The 16,496-nt window shown below is 66.8% G+C and carries 19 protein-coding genes and 1 tRNA gene; 8 read left to right on the top strand and 12 right to left on the bottom strand.

What is annotated here, in order from left to right:
- Positions 1–335: 335 nt before the first annotated feature.
- From ACUDCK_RS10830 to ACUDCK_RS10815, 4 genes are all read left to right on the top strand, one after another.
- Entirely contained in the window at positions 336–650 is a 315-nt protein-coding gene (locus ACUDCK_RS10830) for a type II toxin-antitoxin system RelE/ParE family toxin (RefSeq protein WP_054504100.1), read from the top strand.
- Positions 647–958 carry an addiction module antidote protein gene (locus ACUDCK_RS10825; RefSeq protein WP_054504099.1) on the top strand — a complete coding sequence of 104 codons (312 nt, stop codon included), beginning with the start codon at positions 647–649 and terminating at the stop codon, positions 956–958. The genes ACUDCK_RS10830 and ACUDCK_RS10825 overlap by 4 nt, the downstream gene beginning before the upstream one ends.
- 95 nt (positions 959–1,053) lie before the next feature.
- Positions 1,054–1,836: an exodeoxyribonuclease III gene (gene xth, locus ACUDCK_RS10820; protein ID WP_054504098.1), complete on the top strand. Its 783-nt coding sequence runs from the start codon at positions 1,054–1,056 to the stop codon at positions 1,834–1,836.
- A gap of 70 nt (positions 1,837–1,906) precedes the next feature.
- Positions 1,907–1,982 (top strand) — tRNA-Ala (locus tag ACUDCK_RS10815).
- A gap of 77 nt (positions 1,983–2,059) precedes the next feature.
- On the opposite strand, the gene ACUDCK_RS10810 is transcribed toward ACUDCK_RS10815, so the two are convergent.
- Genes ACUDCK_RS10810 through ACUDCK_RS10780 form a run of 7 tightly spaced genes read right to left on the bottom strand, consistent with a single transcriptional unit; the run spans position 2,060 to position 7,074 of the window.
- Positions 2,060–2,719 (bottom strand): hypothetical protein, encoded by a 660-nt coding sequence (locus tag ACUDCK_RS10810; protein WP_175168133.1) that lies wholly within the window; start codon positions 2,717–2,719, stop codon positions 2,060–2,062.
- Complete coding sequence (locus tag ACUDCK_RS10805) at positions 2,694–3,077, bottom strand: thioesterase family protein (protein ID WP_054504096.1); 384 nt, start codon at positions 3,075–3,077, stop codon at positions 2,694–2,696. The genes ACUDCK_RS10810 and ACUDCK_RS10805 overlap by 26 nt, the downstream gene beginning before the upstream one ends.
- Entirely contained in the window at positions 3,078–3,863 is a 786-nt protein-coding gene (locus ACUDCK_RS10800; RefSeq protein ID WP_175168132.1) for a hypothetical protein, read from the bottom strand.
- 58 nt (positions 3,864–3,921) lie between these two features.
- Positions 3,922–4,878: an NAD(P)H-dependent flavin oxidoreductase gene (locus tag ACUDCK_RS10795; protein ID WP_175168131.1), complete on the bottom strand. Its 957-nt coding sequence runs from the start codon at positions 4,876–4,878 to the stop codon at positions 3,922–3,924.
- Between the two features lie 13 nt (positions 4,879–4,891).
- Positions 4,892–5,785, bottom strand: coding sequence for a diiron oxygenase (locus ACUDCK_RS10790; protein WP_064523684.1), 894 nt, complete (start codon positions 5,783–5,785; stop codon positions 4,892–4,894).
- Positions 5,786–5,804: 19 nt separating this feature from the next.
- Positions 5,805–6,053 (bottom strand): acyl carrier protein, encoded by a 249-nt coding sequence (locus ACUDCK_RS10785; protein WP_054504092.1) that lies wholly within the window; start codon positions 6,051–6,053, stop codon positions 5,805–5,807.
- Positions 6,054–6,084: 31 nt separating this feature from the next.
- Entirely contained in the window at positions 6,085–7,074 is a 990-nt protein-coding gene (locus ACUDCK_RS10780) for a methyltransferase (RefSeq protein WP_144655095.1), read from the bottom strand.
- A 340-nt stretch (positions 7,075–7,414) separates the two neighbouring features.
- Here ACUDCK_RS10780 and ACUDCK_RS10775 point away from each other — a divergent pair, with 340 nt between their 5' ends.
- Positions 7,415–8,179, top strand: a complete 765-nt coding sequence (locus ACUDCK_RS10775; protein WP_006386411.1) for a sulfite exporter TauE/SafE family protein — start codon at positions 7,415–7,417, stop codon at positions 8,177–8,179.
- Between the two features lie 123 nt (positions 8,180–8,302).
- Positions 8,303–9,004, top strand: coding sequence for a YoaK family protein (locus ACUDCK_RS10770; RefSeq protein WP_047992824.1), 702 nt, complete (start codon positions 8,303–8,305; stop codon positions 9,002–9,004).
- Here the strand turns inward: ACUDCK_RS10770 and ACUDCK_RS10765 are convergent.
- The 3 genes from ACUDCK_RS10765 to ACUDCK_RS10755 are packed head-to-tail and all read right to left on the bottom strand — an operon-like array spanning position 8,992 to position 10,938.
- Entirely contained in the window at positions 8,992–9,195 is a 204-nt protein-coding gene (locus tag ACUDCK_RS10765) for a hypothetical protein (protein ID WP_175143074.1), read from the bottom strand. The genes ACUDCK_RS10770 and ACUDCK_RS10765 overlap by 13 nt on opposite strands.
- Complete coding sequence (locus ACUDCK_RS10760) at positions 9,192–10,256, bottom strand: Lnb N-terminal periplasmic domain-containing protein (RefSeq protein WP_175168130.1); 1,065 nt, start codon at positions 10,254–10,256, stop codon at positions 9,192–9,194. The genes ACUDCK_RS10765 and ACUDCK_RS10760 overlap by 4 nt, the downstream gene beginning before the upstream one ends.
- Entirely contained in the window at positions 10,240–10,938 is a 699-nt protein-coding gene (locus tag ACUDCK_RS10755) for a MarC family NAAT transporter (RefSeq protein ID WP_080977447.1), read from the bottom strand. The genes ACUDCK_RS10760 and ACUDCK_RS10755 overlap by 17 nt, the downstream gene beginning before the upstream one ends.
- A 182-nt stretch (positions 10,939–11,120) precedes the next feature.
- Between ACUDCK_RS10755 and ACUDCK_RS10750 the strand changes: the two genes are divergently transcribed.
- Entirely contained in the window at positions 11,121–12,515 is a 1,395-nt protein-coding gene (locus tag ACUDCK_RS10750; protein WP_244976959.1) for a lysozyme inhibitor LprI family protein, read from the top strand.
- On the opposite strand, the gene ACUDCK_RS10745 is transcribed toward ACUDCK_RS10750, so the two are convergent.
- Together ACUDCK_RS10745 and ACUDCK_RS10740 are read right to left on the bottom strand one after the other, a co-directional pair.
- Complete coding sequence (locus ACUDCK_RS10745; RefSeq protein ID WP_175168129.1) at positions 12,512–13,894, bottom strand: amidase; 1,383 nt, start codon at positions 13,892–13,894, stop codon at positions 12,512–12,514. The genes ACUDCK_RS10750 and ACUDCK_RS10745 overlap by 4 nt on opposite strands.
- The gene (locus tag ACUDCK_RS10740; protein WP_064523665.1) at positions 13,891–15,231 is read right to left on the bottom strand and encodes an MFS transporter; all 1,341 of its coding nucleotides are present in this window, start codon (positions 15,229–15,231) and stop codon (positions 13,891–13,893) included. Before ACUDCK_RS10740 ends, ACUDCK_RS10745 begins: the two co-directional genes overlap by 4 nt.
- Positions 15,232–15,371: 140 nt before the next feature.
- Here ACUDCK_RS10740 and ACUDCK_RS10735 point away from each other — a divergent pair, with 140 nt between their 5' ends.
- Positions 15,372–16,412, top strand: coding sequence for a LacI family DNA-binding transcriptional regulator (locus ACUDCK_RS10735; protein ID WP_144655100.1), 1,041 nt, complete (start codon positions 15,372–15,374; stop codon positions 16,410–16,412).
- Positions 16,413–16,496 lie beyond the last annotated feature (84 nt).

The following is a 16,496-nucleotide window of genomic DNA, read 5'->3' as shown; positions in this document are numbered from 1 at the left end:
GATGCGGTGGCTTTCCGGTTTGAACGGAACCCGCCTTTTGTTCGCGCAAATTACAGAAAGGAGTGAACCATGCGTGAAGCGCTGCCCGTCAACGCTTCCCACGGTTTCGGACGCCCAGAAGGGACGACTCGCCAAAACTCACTGCTTCCGTTGCTAGACTGCCGACAGGGCATTAGTCACCCGCAGGTTCAATGCCTTGGCTCGCGCATTGGCCACACCTTCCAGTGGTACGCGACTCATTCGAGCGCTACCCGCAGGCATCTCGTGCAGGTCAGGCACCGGCATCACTTCGCCGATCCGCTTGTCAAAAAAGTATCCGATCGAATACACTACCCATGTACCACATAAAGCCGCTGCCAGAGTTCGACGCTTGGTTCGACACCCTGACAGACCCGACTACGCGGGCCCGCCTGATCCGCAGGCTTGAAAAGGCCGCACGGGGTTTGCTGGGCGATGTGAAACCGGTCGGAGAGGGCGTGAGCGAGATGCGCGAGTTCTTTGGCCCCGGCTGGCGCATGTATTACGTCGAACGGGGCAATGTGCTGATCGTCATGCTGGGTGGCGGCACCAAGGGCACACAAAGCCGTGACGTCAAACAGGCCAAGGAATTGGCGCGGGCCCTGAGAAACGACGAAGAAGACCAATCATGAGCAAGAAAACGATCAAGGTTTCCGAACTGCCCACCTTCGACCCCGCGCGTTACCTGCGCGACGACAAGGACATCGCCGCCTACTTGACGCAGGTGATCGAGGACGGAGACTTCAGTGAGCTTGCCCAGGCGCTGGGAGTTGCCGCGCGCGCTCGTGGCATGACGCAAATTGCCGAGACGACTGGCATTGGCCGAGAATCGCTATACAAGGCCCTGCGCGCTGGCGCGAGCCCGCGCTTTGACACCATCGCCAAGGTATGCAAGGCATTGGGCGTGCGTCTCGTCGTCCAGGCCAAGCATCCGGCCTAGGCACGCATGACGAGCGTGGCCGGGCCAGTAGCCGGAAACCAAGATTTCCTAGAGAATCCCTCCCACCTTCCGCAACGATAAACTGCATTCCCCCCATGAAATTAGCCACCTGGAACGTCAACTCCCTGAACGTGCGCCTGCCGCAAGTGCTGGACTGGCTGGGCGCCAATCCCGTCGACGTGCTGTGCATCCAGGAACTGAAGCTGACCGACGACAAGTTTCCCGAGGATGCCTTCAAGGAAGCCGGTTACCACGCCGTCTGGGCCGGCCAGAAGACCTACAACGGCGTCGCCATCGTGTCGCGCGTGCCAGGCACGTCCATGGTTCGCAACCTGCCCACCTACGAAGACCCGCAGCAGCGCGTGCTGGCCCTGACCTTCCCCAGCGCCGACGGCGACGTGCGCGTGGTCTGCGCCTATTGCCCCAATGGCCAATCGGTCGGTTCCGACAAGTATGCCTACAAGCTCGAATGGTTCGCCGCCATGCGCGCCTGGCTGGCCGACGAGATCAAGCAGTACCCGCGCCTGGCGGTGCTCGGCGACTACAACGTCGCGCCGGCCGACGAGGACGTGCACAACCCCGAGAAATGGGAAGGCCAGGTGCTGGTCTCCGAACCCGAGCGCCAGGCGCTGCGCGAACTGATCGACCTGGGTCTGGCCGACTCCTTCCGCCTGTTCGAGCAGCCCGAGAAATCGTTTTCGTGGTGGGATTACCGCCAATTCGCGTTCCGCCGCAACGCCGGCCTGCGCATCGACCACATCCTGCTGTCGGCGCCGCTGGTCAAGCGCTGCACCGCCTGCGTGATCGACAAGGAGCCGCGCCGCAACGAGCAGCCGTCCGACCACGCGCCGGTGGTGGCCACGCTGACGTTCGATTGAGCCAAAAATCTTGCGCGCCGGCTTGCACGGCGCGCGGAAATTCCTGTATAGTTGCGCTCTTGCTTGATTTGGGGCGGTAGCTCAGCTGGGAGAGCGTCGCGTTCGCAATGCGAAGGTCGGGAGTTCGATCCTCCTCCGCTCCACCAATTCAATCTCCAGAGTGATCTGGGCAAGTCCGGAACAGCGCCTTAAGGCGCTGTTTTTGTTTGGTCGCTTGGCCTGACTATTTCCGGCCAGCGCCCAGGATCCGGCCAGTCCCCACGACTGAAAGGCTGGCGGCCGTTGGGCTGCCGGCCACGGGACTACCGACCACGGGACTACCGGCCACGGCGCCGGCTGCGCCAAGGCCGGGCTGCAGCAAGGATATGGCGGGCTTGCCATATTCCTCCCGGTAACCCACACATAGCAGCACCCTGCCGACACGCTCGCACCGCGCGACGAATCGCCAGCGGCTCAATACCAGGCCGATTTCTTGCGCCCCGTCCTGGCCGCAAGGCCGGACCCAGGCGATGGACAAGCGCGGCAGCGCGTGCAGCAGCCCCAGCCCCACGCTTTTTGCGCAAGCCTCGCGGGCGACCCAGCCGGCCAGGAAGTCCACCACGACGAGGTCCCGCCGCGCCAGCCAAGCCGCCAGGCGGCGTTGGCGGGCGGCCAGATCGGGCCGGTCCAGATGCTCGATATCAATGCCCACATACTTGCGATTGGCATATAGCCGCGCCTGCACGCCGGCACTGTGGCTCACGCCGAAACCGGCAAGGCCGGGAAGGTACGGCTTGCCCAACCGGGTGCGCAGGATCGGGGCGCGCGCGGCCCGCCCGACCAGCACCGGATCGGGACGACCCAGCACTACCGTGACGTCAAAGTTCGACGAGGGTGCGGTCATGCGTGCCGGTCGCGATCAGGGTGTCGGCCTCGCCCGCCACGGCGCGGGCGCTGAACCGCAGGGAATGGCCGAACATCGCCTCCACCGTGATCGTCAGCCGCACCGCGCTGCCCGGGTGCGCGGGCGCAACGTGGCGCACGCTGACCGCATGCCCGACCGACCCGCAGCGCCCGTCGCCCGCCAGCCGGATGCACTCGGTCGCGTAAGACTCGATCCAATAGACTATCACCGGGGTGGCCAGCACATCCCGATCTCCTCCATAGTTCAATGCGCTTGCGGCGGCATCGACCATGCAGGTTTTCGTGAACTGCTGTCCCGTCTCGAACAGCGCCTGCGCCTGTAGCGTCGGGCCATCCATCTAGGCGCGCTCCAGCGCGGCGAGCGCATCCGCCGCATTGCCGAAACGATCCTTGAACATGGAGATCCATCGCTCCAGCCCAAACGCGACACAACTGGTATGCACGAAGCTGTCGGCCAGGCGGATATCGAACTTTTCTCCGAAGTAGTTGCGGTGATAGTTCAGCGACGACACGGCGTGGCCGTCGAACACCAGCTCACGCTTGGTGGGCGTCAGCGCCGACAGGCGCGCCACGGCGCTGCCGGAATCAAAGAAGGGATCGTTGGCTTCTTCACAACCCGCGCTGATCCCAAGTTGCGCGAACAGGGAGAACAGGCGGTCGTACCCCGCTTCCAGGTGCGCCTGCGCGCCCTGCGCGGTGCCCAGGTACACGTATTCCTTCATGGTGAAGTTGAAAGCGCGGTAACGATCCAGCGCCTTGTCCTCGTGCCGGAAGCAGCGCGCGATGCAGGACTCCACCCGCGCGTCTTCGAGGTGCTGCCCTTGCAGCCCCAGGTAGACCTTGTAGCAGGTGGCCGGCAACAGCGCCACGTCGGCGCAAAGCGCCTTGAAATCCTGGTCCAGCTTGCGCTGGCCGCGCGCGAACCCCAGCAACTCGCCCTTTTCTATCGAGCACATGACGCAGGTCAGATGCGGGAAATTGCGCACGTAACCCAGCGCATTGATCTCTTCATGGGCCAGCAAGCTGTCGAACTCGGTGGTGGCGTCGGGCGCAATCGAGAATATGTCGTCCAGTTTGGCCTGCAGCACGTTCTTTACCCGGTGCCATTGCTTTTCGATGATCACGATCAAATCTCCTGAAAATCCCTGAAAGCACTTGAGTGGATGCGTGCACGACCCGGCCTTACGCCGTCAGGTCAGCCAGCACCTGGCGGACGGTTCGGATGGAATGCGTGTCCTTGCAGGACGTGCCGCAATACAACGCCATTTCCTCGATCAAACCCTCGGTGTGCACGGTGGGTACCGCAACGCTGTAACGCAGAATGGGATAACGCTTGCCAAAGTAATGCGCAGAACCGATGACACTGGCCGGCAGCGATTGCTCGCAACTTGCATTGCGGATAACCCGGTGGCGATGGGTGTGCCAGCCGATGCTGAAGCGGTCGGTGACCACGGTATCGCCGGGCGTGGCGTTCACGATCGCCTGCTTGTAGCGCTCGTGCGCGGCGGACTCCCGGGCGGCCGCGAATACGGTGCCGCACAGCGCGCCGGAAAATCCGGCCTGCACCACCTGGCGCAACTCCGCCGCGTTGCTGATGCCGCCGCTTAGAAACACCATGCGCCTGTCGACGCCATGGCGGCCGGCCTGGTCCAGCGCCTGTCCGCGCGGAGTCGAGCCCAGGTGATGGCCGCCCGCCTCCGTCGTCTGCAACACGCCAAAGCGCGCGCCGGCATCGAACCCCGCTTCCAGCTCGTCCCAGGTCCCGCCTTGCACGCCATATTCCATGCCGGCCGGCAAGGCCCGCAGCACGGTCGCATCCGGCAGGCCGAAGAAGGTCACGACCGGCCGCTCCGGACGGTCCGCCAGAAAGGCGAGCCGCTCCAGCAACGCGTCCGCGTCCAGTACGAAGGGCACCAGATTCACGCCGAAGCGCGCGCGGGTCAGTTGGGCCGTGCGCGCAAGCAACGCGCCGATCTCGTCGAGCGTGTGGCGATACAGGCCTATCATGCCGAACGCGCCCGCCTCGCACACGGCGGCCGCCAGTTCCGGCTGCGCCACGCCGCCCATGCCGGCCTGCAGGACAGGCAAGCACGCGCCAAAAAACGCCTCCACCTCGGGACTGCTGGCAATCCGCGCCATGGTGAGCCTCCGCCTATAGCGCAGCCAGATTCAAGTCCGTCACCAGCCCCTGTTTGGTGAAGTAGGCGGCGCTACGCTTGAACCATTGCTCGTGGATGGCCTTGCGCGCCGGATGCGACCGCAGCGCGTTGCGCATGGCGTTGCCGTTGCGAAACCCCAGCGGCTCGTAGACCTTGGCATCATCATAGACGGCGGGGTTGTACATCAGGCTGATGAAGTACCGGAACATATTCGTTACCGTGCGCGCCACCTCCGCCCGCGTCGCGTCGGGATCGCCGCTGCGCTCCAAGGCCAGCCGATACAGGCGCGGCACCATTTCCCGGCCGAAGGACACGTGGCGGGACTCATCGACATGGTGCTGGTAGTTGATCTGCTTGAGGATCTCGGTGATGCCGTCCGTGGTGCCGACCTTATGGTTGTAGTAGTCGACAAACTCCTCGAAGATCAGCGTGCTGGCGAACATGTACAAGTCGTCCAGCTCTGGCGTGGCGGCCTGCGCATCGCCCTGCAACTGAATGGATGGATATATCTTTCCCGCATAATCCAGGCAGGCCTTGGCGAAATACCACATATGGAAATTCTCTTCGCCCATGAAGACATGCAGGTATTCGGAGACATCGGCATAGCGCTCTTCATAGATGCAGCGGCTGACAAAGCCCAGCACCCCTTTGATGCCATGCACGTTCAGGCTGAAGAAATTGACCGCCTCCCACTTGCTGAGCCGTATCTGCTGCGCGGCGTCCAATTGCTCCTGCAAGGGCGTTCCATAGGTGGTGAGCAAGTCATTGCTGCACCAGGGCTGGTCATCCGGGATACGGGCGGGCCACTCGAAACGCTCGTAGGGATCATGCGAACGCCCCTTGGATAGCGTCTTCAGGCGTTCGATTCTTGAGTAGTCGAATGTCATGGTGCGCTCCTCGCTCGGCCTAGCGCTGTGCCTGGACGAAGTTGACGATGGCATCCACCGTGCGCAGGTCGTCGACGGTGATGGCGGTCGAGACATCACGCCCGACCAGTTCGCCCAGGAACATGATGAAATCCAGGAACTGCATGCTGTCCAGGATGCGCTCTTCGATCAGGTTCTTCTCTTTGATGCCCTCCACCTGCGCATTGCGGTTTTCCTTCAGCCAGGCGATCACTTCGGCTTCGGTATCGGTGACGGTCTGTGTGGACATAGGGACTCCGGTTCAATAGGTGGATAACGCGTCAGACCTTGACGGCCGACAGCAGGCAGAACCCGCTGCTCTCCTGGCGCAGCACGGCCTGGCGCTCAAACCCCGCACCCGCGATCCGCGCCTGCATGTCGCCCACCGTCCAACTGCGCCCGCCGTCCCACAGCGCCAGCGCGGACAGGTTGTGCAAGGTGGTGAACAACGGCGCGCGCCGGTCCTCGGCAAGGAAGTAGCCTTGCACCAGCAAGGTTCCGCCCGGGCGCAATGCCTGCCTTGCGCGGTCCAGCATCGATCGGCACACCTGCGCGCTCTCCTGATGCAGCACGTTCGAAAAAAGCAGCGCGTCGGCCGCCTCGCCAAAGCCGTCCTGCCGATAATCGGCCACCTTGGCGCTCACGCGGTCCGCCAGGCCGGCTGCGCGCACGGTTTCGCGCGTGATCTCGACAACCGGCGCCAGATCCAGAACCTGCGCGGTTACATCGGGCCGCGCCGCGCACAAGGCAATCGAATACGTGCCCGCGCCCCCGCCCACATCCACCAGATGGCGAATGGGCACGTCTTGCAGGGCCTGCGCGAACGCGGGGCCGGAACGGGACGCGAACTGGTGCATGCCCAGGATGAAATCGCGCATGAACTGGGGGTCCTCGCCCAGCCACTTGGATTGGTTGTCCACCGCCTCGCCTCGCCGCACCGCCTCGGCCAGTTGCGTCCAGGGCTGTTTCCAGCGCGCCATGACGCGCAGCCAGCACAACAGGGATTCGGGGCTGTCCTCGGTGAGGAAACGCGCACTGAGATCGGTATTGGCGTAGCGCTCGCCGTCGCATGCCAGCAGCTTTTGCGCGACCGCGCAGTCCAGCAAGCGTTCCAGCGGCTCGGATTCGCAACCGATTTCCCGAGCCAGCTCGGCGCAGGTACGGGGTTCGGTCAAACGCTGGGCAATCCCCAGATCGGCCAGGGCATACAAGGGTTGCCCCTCCCAATGCCCGAATGCCAACCGGGAAAACGCCATGAAGCTCACATCCATCGAGATTCCCTCCTGATTCAACGGTGATGGCCCGCAGGGCCAGACAGGTGAACACGCAACAACTCCGGGGACGGAGTTGGAAACCAGCGATCAGGACGGGATACACGCAAAGCCGATGCAGATCCGGCCGCATGCGCCATCCTGGGGAGTGACAGCGATCTTGCGGGGGCGGCTAAAAGGCGTCGCCGGAGTTTCAATATGGTCCATATATTGGACCATTATTTATTGTTTAATTTTCGAGCATTCTATACCCACGCAGAAAATAGGCAATAATAAATTTCACCCGATATTTTGGTCCATTATATGGACCATAAACATTGTTTAACGAAGAGGTGTGGGCATGGAGTGGACCATCGCGGCACTGCTGGCCGGCGCGGGCACGCTGGGCGGCGTCATCAATGCGCTGGCGGGCGGCGCCACATTGATTACCTTTCCCGCGATGGTGGCGGCGGGCCTGCCGCCCGTCATCGCCAATGCCTCCAGCGCGGTCGCCATCTCACCCGGCCATATCCTCGCGGCGCTGGCGGATCGTGAAAATCTGCCCGCTCCCGATCGGCGCTTCTGGCTGTTATCCATCGCCACCACCGCGGGCGGCGCGCTGGGCGCATTCATCCTGCTTGCCATTCCCCCCGCCTATTTCATCCTGCCCGTGCCGGCCCTGATCGCGTTCGCCACCCTGCTGTTCGCCTTTGCGCCCCAGGTGCAGGCCTGGAGCGCGCGCCGACGCGGCGGCCAGGCGCAGGACGGCCCCGCGCGCGGCGTGCTGCCGATCGCGCTGGCCTCCGTGTATGGCGGTTTTTTCGGCGCCGGGCTGGGCGTGATCCTGACCGCGGTGATTTCCATCACGGATCCCGGAAACCTGCGCGCCATCAAATCGCTGAAAAACCTGCTGGCCACGTTTGTCACCGCCGCGGCAATCGTCATCTTCATCGTGCAGGGTTCGGTGCATTGGCCGGCCACGCTATGCATGCTGGCCGGCGCGCTGGCGGGCGGCTACCTGGGCGGCCACTTGATACGCGTCCTGCCGGCTTCGGCCATCCGGGCGTTCGTGATCGTCACGGGCGCCGCCATGACCGTGATCTATGCGGCGAAGTACTGGTTCTGAACGCCCCGCGCCATCGCCGGCCCGGGCGCATCACCGGCGTCATCGGAACATCGTCCTGCGTGCGTGAACGCCGCAACTGCGATACAACGGTAGGCACTCTGCCGTCACCCGGATGGAACACCGATGCCCGCGCCCGCCACCGCCGCTCCCCCTGCCGCTCCCGCCGGCGAACGCCTGCCGCTGCTGCTGAGCCTGAACGCGGGCTACGTCGACACCCTGGGGTTCATCGCGCTGCACGGCCTGTTTTCCGCGCACGTGACGGGCAACTTCGTGACCATCGGCTACGCGCTCGGCAACGGCGCCTCGGGCGCCTGGACCAAGCTGGCGGCCCTGCCGATGTTTTGCCTGGGCGTGTTCCTGGCGCGCCTGTATGGCCAGGCGCGACGCGACGCGGGCAAGCCGGCGTTCATGCGGTTGCTCACGGCCAAGACGCTGCTGCTGTGCGTGGCGGCCGCGCTGGCCCTGGCGCTGGGGCCGTTTCCGATGGGTGATAGCTGGGGGCTGTTCGCCACCGGCATGACGCTGGTGCTGGCGATGTCGATCCAGAACGCGGTGCACCGCGTCCACCTGGGCGCGGCGCCGCCCTCGACGCTGATGACTGGCACCACCACGCAGATCATGCTGGATCTGGCGGACGCCGCGCGCGGCCAGGCCGACGAAGCGGTCAAGCGCCGCATGGGGCGCATGGGACGGGCTGTGCTGGCGTTCGCGATCGGTTGCGGCGCGGCGGCGCTATTGCACGTGTCGATCGGATTGTGGGCGTTCGTGCTGCCGCCGCTGGTGTCGCTGGCGGGACAGGCGCTGGCGCGGCCCTACCCCGGCTGACGCGCCTGGCTGGCGCGCCGGGCCTGGGCGCCCTTGCCCTGCGGGCGCGGATCGCGCGGCGCCTGGCCGGCCCGCCGGCCGCGCAGGCGGCGGGCAATGGCGTCATAGAGCCGCACGCCGGGCGTGCGCATCAGCAGGAACACCAGCACGCCCGCCGACAGGAGCCACAATACGGCGCGCAGCGAGATCATGGCGTGCCTCCCGCCGGTTCGGCGCGCAGGTGGCGCCGGATCGACCGCGAGAAACCGATCGAGTCTTCGCCCAGGATCGGCGGAATGCCGACAAAGCCGCGTTCACGCAGCGTCTGCAGGGGCTGTCGAGTATCGAGTCCGCCCTGCTCATAGAGATATTCGGGCAGGTAGCCCGACAACAGGATGCGGTAGTCCAGCGGCAGCCCGGGCACGATGGCCCGCACCATGCGATAGACCAGCGTGGTGCAGTTGGCGGTGACCGTATGGTAGAAGCGCGGCGTGTCGGCCAGCTCGTTGGCGGTGCGCACGTACGACAGGAACAGTTCGCGCATGGCATCGACCGGCATCTGCACCGGGTAGATGTAGACATTCTCCGCGCGCGGGCCGGCGCGCACGTAGAGCACGTCACGCTCGTCGGCGGCCACCACGCTCAGTTCGAATTTCTTGAAGAAGCCGCCCAGTTCGGAGAACTGTTCGCCGCGTTCCTTGCGGATCTCGACCGAGAACACCACATGGCGGCCATCGGCGAAACCGAACGAGACCAGGGTGTGGGCGATGGCCGGACCGTCCCAGTACGACAGCACCATGTCCACCGAGCGCAGGTCGTTCAGGTCGTAGACCCGGGTTTCCCAGCGCTGCGTGTAGTCGCTGTCCGAACGCCACTTGAAGTCGCGCACATTGTCCAGCGTGACGATGCTGCCCGCGACACTGCCGCGCAGGGTGCGGGCCACGTCGTCGGCCCAGACCCGGTCATTGGAGGGCGCGATGCCCTGCCACCACGCCGCCAGCGCGATCACTGCCAACAGGTAGGCCCACAGCGCCGGCCGGCGCCGCAGACGGCCAACGCCATGCCACAGGCGCAGCAGCGCATACAGCCCCAGCGCGACCCAGGCCAGCATCAGCACCGCCCTGGCCCAGACGGCCCCCGGCCCCTGATACCAGAACGCCAGGCAGGCCCATGCCATCGAGAACAGCATCAGCAGGCTGAGCGCCAGGCGCCCCGCCAAGCGCAGGCAGCGCCAGGCCCAGCCGGCGCGTTCGCGGTCAGGCACCGGCGCCATGTTGACTCACGATTTCCAGCACGCCATTGATGACGAACTGCACGCCCATGCACACCAGTAGGAACCCCATGATGCGCGAGATGGCCTCGACCCCGCCGTTGCCGATCAGGGCGACAATGCGGCCGGCCGAACGCAGGCAGATCCAGAACAACAGGCCCAGCAGCGAAAAGACGATGATCGGCGTGACGGCGATGGTCCAGGCGGGATACTCGCTGGCGGCCTGGCTGCCAACCGTCGAGGCGGCGCTGATGATCATGGCGATGGTGCCCGGGCCCGCCGTGCCCGGCAGCGCCAAGGGCACAAAAGCAATATTGGGCACCTGGCGATGGATCGCGACATCGGCGGCCACGTCAGCCTCGCGCTCGTCGCTGGCGGCGCTGGCCGCCGCCGGAAACAGCATGGTGAAGCCGATGCTGACCACGATCAGCCCGCCGGCGATGCGCAGACCCGGGATCGAGATGCCGAACGTGGCCATGATCCAGGCGCCGGCGTAGTACGTCACCAGCATGATGCCCACGACATAACAGGCGGCCTGCCGGATCTGGCGTTCGCGTTCTTTGTAGGGAATGTGCTGCCCGAGAGACAGCAGCATGGTCATGGAGGTCAAGGGGTTGGCCAGCGGCAGCATCAGCGCCAGGCCCAGGCTGACCAGCTTGCCCAGTTGAACCAGATCATCAATCATCGCGGCGGAGGAAAAAACGGCGGGTCGGAACGGCTGCGCGGCGCCGTGCCGCAAGGGGCATCAACCACGCTACACCGCACAGTGTAATGTAAGCAAAGGAAATCTCCCGTAATTACCCGGGCCCGCGCTCCGGTACGATGCGCCCTTGGCCGCCTCCGGCCCGTCACTGACAGGAGTTTTCCGTGCCCCTCCTCCGTTTGCGCGCGCTGCCCGTCGCCCTGCTGCTCGCGCTCACTCCCTTCGCTGCGTCCGCGGCAGCCGGCATGGATTGCGGCCAGGCGCGCACGCCCACCGAAAAAGCGCTGTGCGCCGACGCCGCACTGCACCGGCTCGACGCCGAGCTGGGCGCGGTCTACGGCAAGCTGCGCGCGGCCCGGCCGCAACAGGCCGATGCCTTGCGCCAGACCCAGCGCGGCTGGCTGAAGCAGCGCGACCTGTGCGGCGCCGATGGCGACTGCCTGCGCCAGCGCTACGAGACCCGGCTGGCCGAATTGCAGGGCCAACTGCGGCGCGCCCAGGGCTACCAACCCGACGCCACCGACAAACTGGCGTTGGAGGACCTGCGCCAGGCGGTGGCCGCTGCCGCCCGGAAGGACCCGGAGATGCCGCTGGAATCCGTGCTGGCGGCGTTGTCGACGCGGGCCGAATCGACCACGTTCGCCAATGTGCGCGCCGCGGATGGCGACGGCCAGGCCCGCCTGCCCGACCAGCGGCCGCCGGGCGTGACAGAGGACGAATGGCGCGCCGTGCTGGCGTCGGGCCTGGACACCGATAGCGACGCCGAAGGCGGCAACGTCTCCTATACCCTGCTGGACCTGGACGGCGACGGCCAGCGCGACCTCGTGGTCGATACCTACATCGGCGGCACCGGCCTGTTCTCCGCCATCGGCGCGTTGCGTCGCGACGGCGCGCGCTTCGTTCCCGCCGATGCCAACGGCGCGCCGGACGCCGGCGGCTCGCTTTACACGATCAACGGCCGCGGCGCCAATCAGTCGGGCGACTGGATCCGGCTGCGCGGCCGGGTCTATGCCACCTACCGGGTCGGCAGCTACGGAGAAGACCGCTTGTATCTATTGCGGCCGCTGCACCTCGTGGGCGATGTGCCGACGCTGACCGTCCGCTACCGCTACGACCTGTCGGTGCCACGGCAGCAGACGCGGCAGGACACGGGCGCGGCCAGGACGCTGGACGAAGCGCTGCACGCGGCATTGACCCGGGCGCTGGCCGGCCTGCCGCCGGGGCCGGCCAAGGGCGACGCGCCTGGCAGCCAGCCGCTGTGCCCGGTGCCGGCCGGCACGCGTCGGGACGAGCGCGAGGCCTACAACGGCTACGGACCCGGGCATTACAGCTACGAGACGGTCGGCGACCTGACGGTGCAGGTCGGCCCGCGCTGCTACATAGGCCGGGTGGTGGACTGGTTCGGCGACTACAGCGCCAAAGGCGGCCTGTCCGCGCAGCTCTGGATTCGTGATCCGGATCCCGCCGGCAAGCAGGACGCGTTCGACCTGCGCGGCAAACGCCGCGCGGTCGATATCGAGACGTCGATCGGCCCGGTGCAGGGCGACAACGGCGTCTAGGGCCGGCGCCAGTGCCGCGCCGCCAGCGCCAGCAGGCGCGCGTCGGCGCCTTCGGCGGCCACCAGTTGCAGCGCCACCGGCAGGCCGTCGACGAAGCCGGCCGGCAAGGCGATGGCCGGCAGACCCAGCAGGTTCCACGGATTGGTCAAGCCCAGCAGCGTCTCGCGCACGGCGGCGCTGCCCGGGCCGGCCACGCTGCGCTGTTGCAGCGCCGGAGCGGTGATCGCCACCGCCGGCAACGCCAGCACGTCGACCCGCTCGAACAGGCCCGCGAACACGCCCCGCAACTGCTCGCGCGTATTGCGCGCTCGGACGTATTCCCAGCCCTGTACCGGACGCGAGGCGCGCAGGCGCTCCAGCACTTCGGGATCGAACTTGCCGGGCTCGTCCTCCACCCGCTCGGCATGCACCGCATAGGCTTCCGAACGCTGGATGGCGCCCAGCGCCGCCTGCAGCGCGCGGGCGTGGCGCGTGACCTCGGCGCCATCCACCAGCTCGCCGCCAAAGCCTTCGGCGGCGGCGCGGACGCGCGCCGTGACGGCCGCCTCGCCGATCGCGAACGGCGCGTTCGGCACCCACATCATGCGCGGCGCGGCCAGGCCGGGATCGGCCGCGTCGGCATAAGCGCCGATGGCGCCGCCGGACACCGCCTGCATGAACGCCTGCGCGTCCTCGACGCTGTTGGCCAGCACACCGACATCCTCGATGCTGGGCGCCAGCGGGAACACGCCGCGCGCCGACACGCGGCCGTGGGTCGGCTTGAAACCGACCACGCCGCACAGCGCGGCGGGCACCCGCACCGAGCCGCCGGTGTCGGTGCCCAGCGCCAGCGGCACCATGCCGGCGGCCACCGCGGCGCCGCTCCCCGCGCTGGAACCGCCGGTGATCTGGGTGGTGCGCCACGGATTGCGCGCCGCGCCCTGGACGCTGCGGTCGCCGGTGGGACCGTAGGCGAATTCGTGCGTAAGCGTCTTGCCGATGACGATGGCGCCGGCCGCGCGCAGCAAGGCCACGCACTCGGCATCGGCGGCCGGCCGGTGCCCCAGGAAATGCGCCGCGCCCATGGTGGTGGGCATGTCGCCGGTGTCGACGTTGTCCTTGATGGCGACCGGGATGCCATGCAGCGGCCCGCGCACCTGGCCACGGGCCCGCTCGGCGTCCAGCGCGCGGGCGGCGGCCAGGGCGGCATCGACGTCCACATGCACGAAGGCGTTCAGTTGCGGGTTCAGGCGCTCGATGGCGGCCGCCGCGTGGCGCACCAGCGCTTCGGCGTCAAGCGCGCCCTGGCGCATGGCGTCCTGCAGCTCGGCGACGGTGCGGCCCGCGAAAAAGCCGGGTTCGACGGCCAGCGCCGGAATGGGGTTCGATTGCGGATTCATCGGGTGGCTCCCTGGTAATTGGCGGGCAGGCGCGGGCCGACGCCCGGACGCACCTGCAGCATGGCGATCATGCCGACGGCGGTGGCGACGGAGGCGGCCACGAACATCACGGAATAACCATGGCGCGCCGCCAGATAGCCGGTGAGCGTCGGCGCCAGGATCGAAGCGATATTGGCGAAGAAGTGCATCAGGCCGCTGAAGGTGCCGACGCGGCTGGCCGGGGCGGTGTCGATCACCACGGCCCAATAGACCGAATTCGGCATGGCGTTCAGGGCATTGGCCAGCGTCATCAGCGCGATCACGGCGAACACCGACTGCGCCTGCGACACCATCAGGAAGCACAGCGTGGTGGCCAGCAGGCAGCCGGCGGCGAACCAGCTACGGGCGATCTTCAGGTTGCCGGTGCGCCTGGCCAGCATGTCCGAAATGCGGCCGCCCAGCAGCACGGTGACGCAGGCGCCGGTCCAGGGAATCATGCCCATGTACCAGAGCGAGGACAGGCTGTAGCCGAAGGTGTCCTGCAGGTACTTGGGGGTCCAGGTCAGCAGCAGGAAGTTGACGTAGTTGAACGAAAAATAGCCCAGCGTGTTCAGCAGCAGGGTCTTGCTGCGAAAGAAGCTCCACCACGGCAGCGCCGGCGCGTCGCCGCCCTGCCCGGCCGCCGCCTGCTCGGCGCGCGCCGCCTGGATCTCGCGCAGTTCGGCCGGGGACACGCGCGGGTTGGTGTCGGGGCGGTCGGTGAAGATGCGCATGAACAGCACCAGCACGATCAGGCCGGCCGCGCCCAGGATGTAGAACATGGCGCGCCAGCTACCGGTCAGGCTCAGCAGGCCCACCGCCACCGGCGCCGTCAGCAGCGCGCCCAGCGGCGTGCTGAGCAGGCCGAAGCCGACCACGAAGCCGCGTTCGCGCGGGGTGGCCCAGTTGGCGATGGTCTTGTTGATGATGGAGTACGCCGGGCCTTCGGCCGCGCCGAACAGGATGCGGATGGTGGCGAAACCCGCCAGCGCCGAGCCGCCCAGGAAGGCCAGGCCGAAGTCGCCGGCCCAGGCGGTGGCGATCTCGAAGATCGACCAGGTCACCCCGGCCACGATCCAGACTTTGCGCGGGCCGAAACGGTCGGCCAGCATGCCGCCAAACAGCGCGCCGACCATGTAGCCGTAACCGAAGTAGCCCAGCACGGCGCCCCAGTCGCCACGATCCAGGCCATATTCGCCGGTGATATGGGCGGCGGCATAGGACATGGCGCCGCGGTCGATGTAGTTGATCAGTGCCAGCAGCACGACCATGGTGAAAATTCGGTAACGGAACCGCGAGTTCCGGGATTCAAGCGTCATTGCGATCCATCCAGTCGATTTACCCAAACGTTTGGGTTGCGCAATGCTAAGGGGTCGGAAAACAAAAATCGACACCGTGTAAACCCTAGGTTGCCGCCAAAGACCCTGAGACGGTATTCGTGCGTGTATCCTCCAGCCCCATGAACAAATCCCGCCCTGTCACGCTGCAAAGCCTGGCGCGGCAGCTCGGTCTGAACGTGTCGACCGTCTCCCGCGTCCTCAACGGTTCCGAGGATGACGCGCGCGCGGCCGCCGCGCCCGACACGGTCAAACGGGTCCGGGCGCTCGCCGCCGAGTTGCAATATCAGACCAATCCGCACGCGGCCAGCCTCAAGACGCGCCGCAGCCGCACCATCGGCGTGCTGGTGCCGAGACTGTCGGACATGGTGCTGGCCACCATCTACGAAGGCATCGACGAAGCCGCCGCCGAACACGGCTACCTGACCTTCGTTTCCAACACCCAGGACGCGCCCGACAAGCAGCGCAAGCTGATCGACATGGCGCTGGCGCGGCGCGTGGACGGCCTGATCCTGGGCGACGCCCACAGCCACGAGGGCGCGGCGCCCAATCCGCTGCTGGCCGACCTGGCGCAACGCGACGTGCCGTTCGTGCTGGTCAGCCGCCACGCCGATGACCATTGCGCCGTGACCTGCGATGATCTCGAAGGCGGACGGCTGGCGGCGGAGCATCTGTTGGCGATGGGCCATCGGCGCATCGCGGTGATGGTGGGCGAACCCTTCACCAGCACGGGCCGCGACCGCTCGGCGGGCTTTTTCGCGGCCTGCGCGCGGCACGGGGTTCAGGTGCCCGCCCAATGGCGCATCGAAAGCCCGTTCGATACCGACGCCGGCCGCCTGGTCGGCGCCCGCCTGCTGGCCGGTCCCGACCGCCCCACCGCCATCTTCGCGGTCAACGATTTCCTGGCGGTGGGGGTGATGGGCGCGGCGCGCGAGCACGGCCTGGAGGCCGGCCGCGACGTGGCCGTGGTGGGCTACAACGACACGCCGCTGGCGGGCGCCCTGCCCATCGGCCTGACCACCATCCATTCACCCATGCACGAGATGGGGCGGCTGGGGCTGGAACTGCTGCTGCAGAAGATCGACGGCGGCGCCCCGCGCAGCGTGCGGCTGGCGCCGTCGCTGGTGGTGCGCGGCAGCAGCGATCGGCCGATACCGGGCTGAACCGCGCCTGCGGGCCGAGGCCCCGACCGTGGCCGCGGTTCGGCCCGGGCGACCGTGGCTGGCGGTCTTCGTGGGCACCAGGGA

Source organism: Achromobacter sp. CF-sbj1-Ac2-l, assembly GCF_052698165.1.
The sequence above is the reverse complement of the archived record's forward strand: the minus strand, read 5'-3'. Positions and strand labels throughout refer to the sequence as shown.